The sequence below is a fragment of the Pseudomonas sp. MF6767 genome (genome assembly GCF_016405475.1).
Taxonomy (GTDB): Bacteria; Pseudomonadota; Gammaproteobacteria; order Pseudomonadales; family Pseudomonadaceae; genus Aquipseudomonas; species Aquipseudomonas paracarnis.
The window spans coordinates 375271-385220 of record NZ_JAEKCY010000004.1; the positions used below are offsets into that span (position 1 = coordinate 375271).

Below are 9950 nucleotides of genomic sequence, written 5' to 3' on the forward strand. Positions count from 1 at the left end.
GAGAAAGCGGTTGTGCCGCAGTAGCAGGCATTCTGTAGCATTGGTCGGCGCGCCGTGGGTGCGTCTTTGCTTTATCAGATGGAGAGCGCTATGGCTTGGAATGAGCCGGGTGGCAACTCGAATAATCAGGATCCTTGGGGTGGTAAGCGCCGCAATAATGGCGACCGCAAGGGGCCACCGGATCTCGACGAGGCCTTCCGAAAGCTGCAGGAAAGCCTGAATGGGTTGTTCGGTGGTGGAAAAAAACGTGGTGGTGACGACGGCGGTCGCACAAGCAAGGGCGGTGGCTATGGCCTGCTGGGCCTGGGTCTTGTCGTGCTCGCGGCCGTATGGCTGTACAGCGCGGTCTACGTGGTGGACGAGCAGGAGCAAGCCGTGGTGCTGCGCTTCGGCAAGTACTACGAGACTGTCGGGCCAGGCCTGAACATCTATTTCCCGCCGATCGACAAGAAGTACATGGAGAACGTGACGCGTGAGCGTGCGTACACCAAGCAGGGCCAGATGCTGACCGAAGACGAGAACATCGTCGAAGTGCCGCTGACCGTGCAGTACAAGATCAGCAACCTGCAAGACTTCGTGCTGAACGTTGATCAGCCGGAAATCAGCCTGCAACACGCAACCGAAAGTGCCCTGCGCCACGTGGTGGGTTCCACCGCCATGGACCAGGTGCTCACCGAAGGTCGTGAGTTGATGGCCAGCGAAATCAAGGAGCGTCTGCAACGCTTCCTCGACACTTACCGCACCGGTATCACCGTTACCCAGGTGAACGTACAGAGCGCAGCGGCACCGCGTGAAGTGCAGGAAGCCTTTGACGACGTGATCCGTGCACGTGAAGACGAGCAGCGTTCGCGCAACCAGGCTGAAACCTATGCCAACGGCGTTGTGCCGGAAGCCCGTGGTCAGGCCCAGCGCATCCTTGAAGATGCCAACGGTTACCGCGATGAAGTGGTCTCCCGCGCCAAGGGTGAGGCAGATCGTTTCACCAAGCTGGTCGCCGAGTACCGCAAGGCTCCTGAAGTGACCCGCGAGCGTCTGTACCTGGACACCATGCAGGAAGTCTTCAGCAACACCAGCAAGGTTCTCGTGACCGGCAGCAAAGGTGGGCAGAACAACCTGCTGTACCTGCCGCTGGACAAGATGATCGAAGGTGGTCGTAGCGGCGCCAGTGCACCGTCCACCGGTTCGAATGCCGCTGCCAACGAAGCGAGCGCCCGTGCGGCCGCTGACTTGCTGCAACAGCAAACACGTACCAGGGAGAGCCGTTGATGAGCAATAAATCGCTGACCGCCCTGATTGTGGGCGTCGTCGTGGTCATCGCTGCCTGGAACTGCTTCTACATCGTCGCTCAGACCGAGCGTGCGGTGCTGCTGCAATTCGGTCGCGTGGTCCAGGCGGATGTCCAGCCGGGCCTGCATGTGAAAGTCCCCTACGTCAACCAGGTGCGCAAGTTCGACGCCCGCCTGATGACCTTGGATGCACCGACACAGCGCTTCCTGACCCTGGAAAAGAAAGCCGTGATGGTTGACGCCTACGCCAAGTGGCGCGTCAAGGATGCCGAGCGCTTCTACACTGCGACTTCCGGCCTCAAGCAGATTGCCGACGAGCGTTTGTCCCGTCGTCTGGAATCGGGCCTGCGTGACCAGTTTGGTAAGCGCACCCTGCACGAGGTGGTATCCGGTGAACGTGATGCGCTGATGGCTGACATCACCCGTTCGCTGAACACCATGGCGGAAAAAGAGCTGGGTATTGAAGTGGTCGACGTTCGCGTCAAGGCCATTGACCTGCCCAAGGAAGTGAACCGCAGCGTGTTCGAGCGTATGAGCACCGAGCGTGAGCGTGAAGCGCGTGAGCACCGCGCCAAGGGTAACGAGTTGGCTGAAGGTATCCGTGCCGATGCCGACCGTCAGCGTCGTGTACTGCTGGCAGAAGCCTATCGTGAGTCTGAAGAGGCTCGTGGTGACGGCGATGCTCAAGCCGCGGCGATCTACGCCAAGGCCTACGGCCAGGACCAGGAGTTCTACGCGTTCTACCGTAGCCTGCGCGCCTACCGTGAAAGCTTCGCGAACAAAACCGACGTACTGGTGTTGGACCCAAGCAGCGACTTCTTCCGCTACCTGGAAAAGTCCAAGTAACCAGCCCGTGATTCTGTAAGGCGCACTCCGTCGGGCGGCTAAAATGCCTGGCGGGGTGATCCTTTCAGAAAACGGGTGTATGATGCGGCAGCCGGGAAATTCCCGGCTTTTTTGCGTCTGCATGTTTGATTCGGCAGGCGTGACAGGTTTTTCGAGGAAAGTGCCCGACGAGGCCGTTTGCAGGCCGTTCGTCACGTCGCTCTTGCGCGTGGTTTATGCAAGGGGCGGGTATTTTCTGCTTCACTCAAGGCTCGGCCGAGGGGCTGGCCGCCCGGATCAAAGGGGAATGGCGTAATGGCAACGGTAGACCGCTGGCTGCTGCCAGATGGCATCGAAGAAGTACTGCCACCAGAAGCTGCGCGCATTGAAGTAGCGCGTCGCCAGGTGTTGGATCTGTTCCAGAGCTGGGGTTACGAGTTTGTCGTGACTCCCCATATCGAGTACCTGGAATCCCTGCTGACCGGCGCGGGCCAGGACCTGGATCTGCGCACCTTCAAGGTCATCGACCCGCAATCGGGCCGGCAAATGGGGTTCCGTGCCGACATCACGCCGCAAGTGGCGCGCATCGATGCGCACACCCTGCGTCGCGAAGGCCCGAGCCGCCTGTGCTACGCCGGCAGCGTACTGCATGCCCAGCCGCGCGCCTTGTCGTCTTCCCGTAGCCCGATCCAGTTGGGCGCCGAGTTGTACGGCGACGCCAGCCCGAGCAGCGATGTGGAAGTGATCAGCCTGATGCTGGCCATGCTGCAACTGGCGGATGTGCCGGACGTGCACATGGACCTGGGCCACGTCGGTATCTACCGTGGCCTGGCGCGTGCTGCCGGGTTGTCCGGTGAAGTGGAGCAACAGTTGTTCGATGCCCTGCAGCGCAAGGCGATCGATGAAGTGATCGCTCTCACCGAGGGTGTGCCTGCTGAGCTGGCTGGCATGCTGCGGGCGCTGGTAAATCTGTGCGGCGGCCGTGAAGTGCTGGTGGCTGCGCGTGAGCGCCTGGCCAATGCGCCGGCACCGGTATTGGCGGCACTGGATGATGTGCTGGCAATTGCCGAGCGCCTGTCAGCACGGTTCCCGGAGCTGCCGCTGTATTTTGATCTGGGTGAATTGCGCGGCTACCACTACCACACCGGTGTGGTGTTCGCGGTATTCGTCCCGGGTGTTGGCCAGGCCATCGCCCAAGGTGGTCGCTATGACGATATCGGCGCCGACTTCGGTCGTGCGCGTCCGGCCACTGGTTTTTCCACCGATTTGAAAACCCTGGTGACCCTGGGGCGTGCTGAGGTCGAGCTGCCGTCTGGTGGCATCTGGATGCCCGACAGTACGGACGCAGCGCTCTGGCAGCAGGTTTGCCAGTTACGCCGTGAGGGTCAGCGTGTAGTCCAGGCCTTGCCTGGGCAGCCATTGGCCGCCGCCCGTGAAGCGGACTGCGACCGGCAATTGATTCAGCAGAACGGGCTTTGGCAAGTATCGCCACTGGCTTCTTGAGTTTTCCTGCCGGCCATCGCCGGCACCAAGTTTGCGCGAATGAGGACAAGTGTTATGGGTAAGAATGTCGTAGTCCTGGGCACCCAATGGGGTGATGAGGGCAAAGGCAAGATCGTTGATCTGCTGACCGAACATGCTGCCGCCGTAGTGCGCTACCAAGGTGGCCACAACGCTGGCCACACCCTGGTCATCGATGGCGAAAAAACCGTCTTGCACCTGATCCCGTCGGGTGTCCTGCGCGAAGGCGTGCAGTGCCTGATCGGCAATGGCGTGGTGGTTGCACCTGACGCCCTGCTGCGCGAGATCACCAAGCTGGAGGAGAAAGGCGTACCGGTGCGCGAGCGCCTGCGTATCAGCCCGTCCTGCCCGCTGATCCTGTCCTTCCACGTTGCGCTGGACCAAGCCCGTGAAAAGGCGCGTGGCGAGCTGAAGATCGGCACCACCGGTCGCGGCATCGGCCCGGCCTACGAAGACAAGGTTGCACGTCGTGGCCTGCGTGTGGGCGACCTGCTCAACATGCCGCGCTTTGAAGACAAGCTGCGTGAACTGGTGGATTACCACAACTTCATGCTGGTGGGTTACTACAAAGAGCCAGCCATCGAGTTTGAAAAGACCCTGGCCGAGTGCAAGGAATACGCTGAGCTGCTCAAGCCGCTGATGCTGGACGTGACGGCCGAGCTGCACGACCTGCGTCGCGCTGGCAAGGACATCATGTTCGAAGGTGCCCAGGGTTCGTTGCTGGACATCGACCACGGTACCTACCCGTACGTGACCAGCTCCAACACCACCGCTGGCGGCGTTGCGACCGGTTCTGGCGTTGGCCCGATGTTCCTGGACTACATCCTGGGTATCACCAAGGCCTACACCACTCGCGTAGGTTCGGGCCCGTTCCCGACTGAGCTGTTCGACGACGTCGGCGCGCACCTGGCCAAGCAAGGCCACGAATTCGGCGCCACCACTGGCCGTGCTCGTCGTTGCGGCTGGTTCGATGCCGTTATCCTGCGTCGCGCTATCGATGTGAACAGCATCTCGGGCATCTGCTTGACCAAGCTGGACGTACTCGACGGTCTGGAAGCCATCAACATCTGCGTCGGCTACAAAGACGCCCAAGGCAACGATGTTGCCCCGACTGACGCTGACAGCTACGTGGGCCTGCAGCCTGTGTACGAAGAAGTGCCAGGCTGGACCGAATCGACCGTGGGCGCCAAGACCCTGGAAGAGCTGCCAGCCAACGCCCGCGCCTACATCAAGCGTGTGGAAGAGCTGATCGGTGCGCCGATCGACATTATTTCGACGGGCCCGGACCGCAACGAGACCATCGTTCTGCGTCACCCGTTCGCGTAATAAGCTGTTGATGTGAAAAGCAAAGGGCTCCTTCGGGAGCCCTTTGTCGTTTCTGCCTGGCAAGCGGCACGACCCTTGCTGTGTTTCCCTCTTTCGAGGTGCTATCAAATTAGTGGCACCCGTGGTGGAGGGATTTCCAGTGTCTGCCGTTCTCTCGTTGTTACAAAGCCGTCTGTTGCGGCCGGTGTTCGTTACCCTTGGTATCGCTCTTTTGGTGCAAGTGCTGGTGGCCGTCGCGCTGACGCGGAGCACGGTGACGGCGCTGGAAGCCGATTTGGGCAATCGCCTGGGCATAGATAGCCAGAAGTTGTCTGGTGAACTGGCCCAAGCTGGCAAGGAAGTCACGTCCAGCCTGGACAGCCTGTCCGCCAGCACGCGCCAGCGACTGACAACTGGGCTTTCCACGCGCTTGCAGGAAGAGCAAAAGCAGTTGCGTGCGACGCTGGAAAAAGACCTGCAGGACTCCGCCAATGACATGGCGCAACTGCTGGCCTCGGTCGCGCCCCGCGCCATGTGGGACAGTGACGTGCCGACCCTTTCAGAGTTTGCCCGCCGGGCCCAGCGCAACCCCAATGTGCTGTTCGTGGTGTATGACGACGCCGCAGGCGAGCACCTGACGCGTTATCTGAACCGTGAGAACCCGATCAACCAGGCGTTGCTGGCAAAAGGCGCGGGTGAGCGTGCTCTGGATAAGGTACTGGACGCGGCCAAGACAGACCCCTCCGTGTATTACGTCGAAGCCTCCATCAGCCCCAACGGTGTGGAAATCGGCAAGGTGCGCATGGGCGTGTCGACCGCTGCGGTTGAAGCCGACCTGCAAGCCTTGGATAAGCGCTTTGCCGCGCTGATCGCCAGCGGTGATCAACTGGTGGGTGACAGCCTCAAGGGAGCCTCCGCTGACAGCGCCAACGCCATGGGCGCCCGGCTGCAATCGGCGCAAGCCACTGCCACGCAAATGACGGCCAATACCGCCAGCGCCGTGCAAGACGCGGCGGGCACCCTGCGCTGGCGCATCGGCATGGGGCTGGCACTGGTGGGGCTTGGGGTATTGCTGCTGATCGCCATTGTGCTGGGGCGACGCGTGGTCAATCGCCTGAAGTTGCTGATTGCCGCGATGGATGATCTGGCGGCCGGCGAGGGCGACCTCACCAAGCGCGTGCAGATCAACAGCAAGGATGAAATCGGCGATATGGCCTCGGCGGTCAATCGCTTTGTGGATAAGTTGCAGCCCATCGTGCGGGAGGCAGGCGACGTGGCCCAGCGTACTGGCGTGGAAATCGGCGCCATGACGTTGCGCAATGCTGGCGCCGATGCGGCGGCGGGCTTGCAGCGTGATGAAGTGGCCGAGAGTTTGCGCGCTTTGTCGCAAATGGCCGATGAGGCCCAGGCCGAAAGCCACGCCATGCAGGCGGCCCTGCAGCAGGTGGTGGATATTCGCCAGGCCACGGATGAGAACTCACGGACCTCGGCCGAAGTTGGCAGCTTGATCGAGGCGTTGGCGGGGCAGGTGCAGGCCGGTTCCCAGGTGATCGAACGGCTGGCGCAGCAAAGCGAACAAATTGAAGTGGTGTTGACCGTGATTCACGGTATCGCCGAGCAAACCAACCTGCTCGCTCTCAACGCGGCCATCGAAGCGGCACGGGCTGGCGAGACTGGGCGCGGCTTTGCGGTGGTGGCCGATGAAGTGCGTGCGCTGGCCAGCAAGACTCAAAGCTCCACTGGCGATATCCAGGCGCATATTGTTGCGTTGCAGCAGGGCGCGCGTGAGGCCGTAGAAACCATCGGCAAGGCGGGGCGCCAGGCCAGTGAGGGCTTGCTGGTGCTGCGCGACAGCGTGCGCTTGCAGCAGACGGTGCAGGCTTCTGTGGAGCAGGTGCATGCGGCGATTGGCCTGGCGACGCGCGCGGCCGAGCATCAAGCCCAGGGCGCGCATGCGGTGCGTGGGCGCGTGGAGGTGATCCATGCCCAGGCCGAGCGTGCGGCGCAAGCGGTGGTGGAGACGACGGCCAGTGGCAAGGTGCTGGATGGGTTGGCGGCGCAGTTGAAGGCGAGCTTGGGGCAGTTCAGGGCTTGAGGTTGTCTGGACGGGCCTCATCGCAGGCAAGCCAGCTCCCACGTTCAACTGCATTCCAAAGTTGGAACTCGGTCACTGTGGGAGCTGGCTTGCCTGCGATAACTGTTTCAGCGACTCAGATACATCCGAGTCGTGAGCAGATACACCGGCAACCCCGAGACCAATATCAACAACGCCGCATACGGTGCCGCCGCCGCAAATTCCACATTCGAGGTATGCGCCCAGACGGCCGTCGCCAAGGTATTCAGCCCGGTCGGGCTCAACAGCAATGTCGCCGTCAATTCCTTCATCGCATCCAGGAACACCAAGGCAAACGCCGCCCCCAGCGCCGGAAAGATAATTGGCAGCGTCACCCGGCAAAACGCACTGAAGGACGATGCGCCTAACGTGCGCGCAGCCTCTTCCAGCTGTGGCGCCGCCTTGTTCAGCGCTGTACGAATCGGCGCCTGCGCCAATGGCAAAAACAGCAGCGCATAAGCAATCAGCAGCAATGCCGAGGTCTGGTACAGCGCTGGCACGTAATGCAGGGCGAAATACACCAGGGTCAACGCAATCACCAGGCCGGGCAGGGCATGCAGTAAGTACGGCAAGCGTTCGGCCCAAAGCGCCAGTTGCCCTTTGTAGCGCACCACCAGCAAACCAACCGGTACTGCCAGTACCAGGCACAGTGCGGCGCCGCCCAGCGAGAGCGCCAGGGAAGACAGCAGCGCCTCACCGATCTCGGCCATCGGAAACGCTGCCGACGAACCGACTGCCAACCAATACCCGAGCATTCCCAGTGGGATGCCGCTGCCGATGATCGCTAGCGCCAGGCAATACACCTGGCCCAATGGCGTCCACTTGCCCAGTCGAACCTGCTCGGCGTGCCGCGCCGCGCCCTGGCCGATGCGCACGTGCCGGCCTTTTCCGCGTACGCGCAGTTCCAGCCATAGCAGGGTCAGGCACATCGCCAGCAGCACTGCCGAGAGCATTGCCGCATTGGCATTGCTGAATTCCAGTTCGAACTGCTGGTAGATCGCGGTGGTGAAGGTCTGCAGGCCAATGATCGACAGCGCGCCGAATTCCACCAGCATGTGCAGTGCGATCAATAGTGAGCCGGCCAGCAGCGATGGCCACAGCAGCGGCAAGGTGATGCGAAAGAACACGCCCCAGCGGTTGAGCCCCAGCGTGCGGGCCGATTCTTCCAGGGAGGGGTCAAGATTGCGTAGCGTTGCCGCCACCGGCAGAAATACCAGCGGGTATTTGGACAGGCTCATCACCAGGATCGCGCCGCCAAGCCCCTCGAACTGGGCGCTCAGCGACACCCAGGTAAAACTGCTGACGAACGCCGGCACCGCAAACGGCAGGCACAGGATCACACCCCAGATGCGCCGCCCTGGCAGGTTGCTGCGTTCCAGCAGCCAGGCCAGGGACAGGCCGATCACGCCGCAGGTCAGGGTCACGCCGACCATCAGCGCCAGGGTGTTGCGCAGCAGTCCGAACACATAAGGCCGCCACAGTAGATGCACCGCCTCCGTCCAGCCCGCCTGCCAGGCTTTGAGCCCGACGTAGGCGAGCGGCAACAGGCTCAGGCCAACCAGCAACAGCACAGGTAGCAGCAGCCAGATCGACGGGCGTTTGCGACGGGGGGTGAACCCCGCGACGGAAAGCGATGGGTTCATCAGTTCAAGCCAACGTCACGTTCCAGTTCCAGGGCTTCTTCGGCGTTGCCCAGGTCTGCGGGGGTGACTTTCGGCGGCTGCAACTCGCTGAATGGCTTGAGGCCGCGGTTCGATTCCATGCCCTTGCGCAGCGGGTACTCGGCCGACGTGTTGGTGATCACGCGCTGGCCTTCTTCGCTGGCCATGAATGCCAGCAATTGCTGAGCTTCTTTGGGATGCTTGCTGGATTTGAGTGCGGCAGCGGAGGATACGGTGATCAGGCCGCCAGCATCACCATCGGTGAAGTAGTGCAGTTGGGAATCCAGATTGGTTTTTTCCTTTTTCAGGGCAAACCAGTAGTAGTTATTCACCAGCACGGTGGCCACTTCGCCTTTTTCCACGGCCTTGAGGGCGACCATATTGTTGCTGTACACCTTGCCGAAGGCGCGCAGGCCGGTCAGCCATTCTTCTGCGGCTTCGCGACCGTGCAGCTTGATGATCGCCACGGCTTGCTCCTGAAACGCGCCGCTGGTGGGGACGAAGCCGACTTTGCCTTGCCACTCGGGGCCGGCAAAATCCAGTACCGACTTGGGCAGGTCTTTTTCGGCAATCAGTTTGGGGTTGAAGGCTACGACGCGGGTGCGTGCGGTCACGCCCATCCAGTCGCCGTTTTTGCCCACGTAATCCTTGGGCAGGACATCGAGGGTGCTGGCATCGATTTTTGCCAACAGGCCTTGCTCGCCGAGTTTGTTGAGGGGCGGTGATTCTTCGGTGTAGATGACGTCGGCAGGGGAGCGCTCACCTTCTTCGACGACCTGGCTGGCCAGCTGGTTGCTGCTACCTTTGCGCACGTTGACGTGGATGCCGGTCTTGGCTTCGAAGGCCTTGGCGAGTTCATCGCCGACTTCTTTGTGTTGGCCGTTGTATAAGGTCAGGGAGACCTTGTCGGCAGAGTGGGCGGCGGGCGAGAGCAGGGTCAGGCTGAGTAGAGTGAGGGTCAGGCCGCGCAGAAGGGATGTCTTGAGTCGGTTGTCACGGATCATCATCCGAAGTGTTCCTCGCTTATATGCAACAAATCATTGCAAGGATAAACGATAAATCTTCTCAAGTGCGGATGAGGGGGAAATCATGGGGGAAGTTTTCAAACCTCGGAAACGAAAAAACCCGCTTTCGCGGGTTTGATCTGAATTTGGTGCCCAGGAGAAGACTCGAACTTCCACGACCTTGCGATCACCAGCACCTGAAGCTGGCGTGTCTACCAATTTCACCACCTGGGCA

The 9950-nt window shown here is 61.3% G+C and carries 7 protein-coding genes and 1 tRNA gene; 5 read left to right on the plus strand and 3 right to left on the minus strand.

Annotated elements, in window-relative coordinates:
• Nucleotides 1-90: 90 nt before the first annotated feature.
• The 5 genes from hflK to JFT58_RS10215 all read left to right on the plus strand — a co-directional run bounded on the left by hflK (nt 91) and on the right by JFT58_RS10215 (nt 7032).
• Complete coding sequence (gene hflK, locus JFT58_RS10195; RefSeq protein ID WP_003188062.1) at nt 91-1266, plus strand: FtsH protease activity modulator HflK; 1176 nt, start codon at nt 91-93, stop codon at nt 1264-1266.
• A complete protein-coding gene (hflC, locus tag JFT58_RS10200) occupies nt 1266-2132 on the plus strand; it encodes a protease modulator HflC (protein WP_003188064.1) in 867 nt (288 codons plus the stop codon). Before hflK ends, hflC begins: the two co-directional genes overlap by 1 nt.
• A gap of 294 nt (nt 2133-2426) precedes the next feature.
• Nucleotides 2427-3614, plus strand: coding sequence for an ATP phosphoribosyltransferase regulatory subunit (locus JFT58_RS10205; RefSeq protein WP_034125649.1), 1188 nt, complete (start codon nt 2427-2429; stop codon nt 3612-3614).
• Between the two features lie 54 nt (nt 3615-3668).
• Nucleotides 3669-4958, plus strand: coding sequence for an adenylosuccinate synthase (locus JFT58_RS10210; protein ID WP_014716669.1), 1290 nt, complete (start codon nt 3669-3671; stop codon nt 4956-4958).
• A 139-nt stretch (nt 4959-5097) separates the two neighbouring features.
• Nucleotides 5098-7032: a methyl-accepting chemotaxis protein gene (locus JFT58_RS10215; protein WP_054896267.1), complete on the plus strand. Its 1935-nt coding sequence runs from the start codon at nt 5098-5100 to the stop codon at nt 7030-7032.
• Nucleotides 7033-7139: 107 nt separating this feature from the next.
• Here JFT58_RS10215 and JFT58_RS10220 read toward each other — a convergent pair whose 3' ends face one another.
• The 3 genes from JFT58_RS10220 to JFT58_RS10230 form a co-directional block, all read right to left on the minus strand.
• Nucleotides 7140-8693: an ABC transporter permease gene (locus JFT58_RS10220; protein ID WP_054896268.1), complete on the minus strand. Its 1554-nt coding sequence runs from the start codon at nt 8691-8693 to the stop codon at nt 7140-7142.
• A complete protein-coding gene (locus JFT58_RS10225) occupies nt 8693-9718 on the minus strand; it encodes an extracellular solute-binding protein (protein WP_034125652.1) in 1026 nt (341 codons plus the stop codon). The genes JFT58_RS10220 and JFT58_RS10225 overlap by 1 nt, the downstream gene beginning before the upstream one ends.
• A 144-nt stretch (nt 9719-9862) precedes the next feature.
• Nucleotides 9863-9949, minus strand: a tRNA-Leu gene (locus tag JFT58_RS10230).
• Nucleotide 9950: the final 1 nt, after the last annotated feature.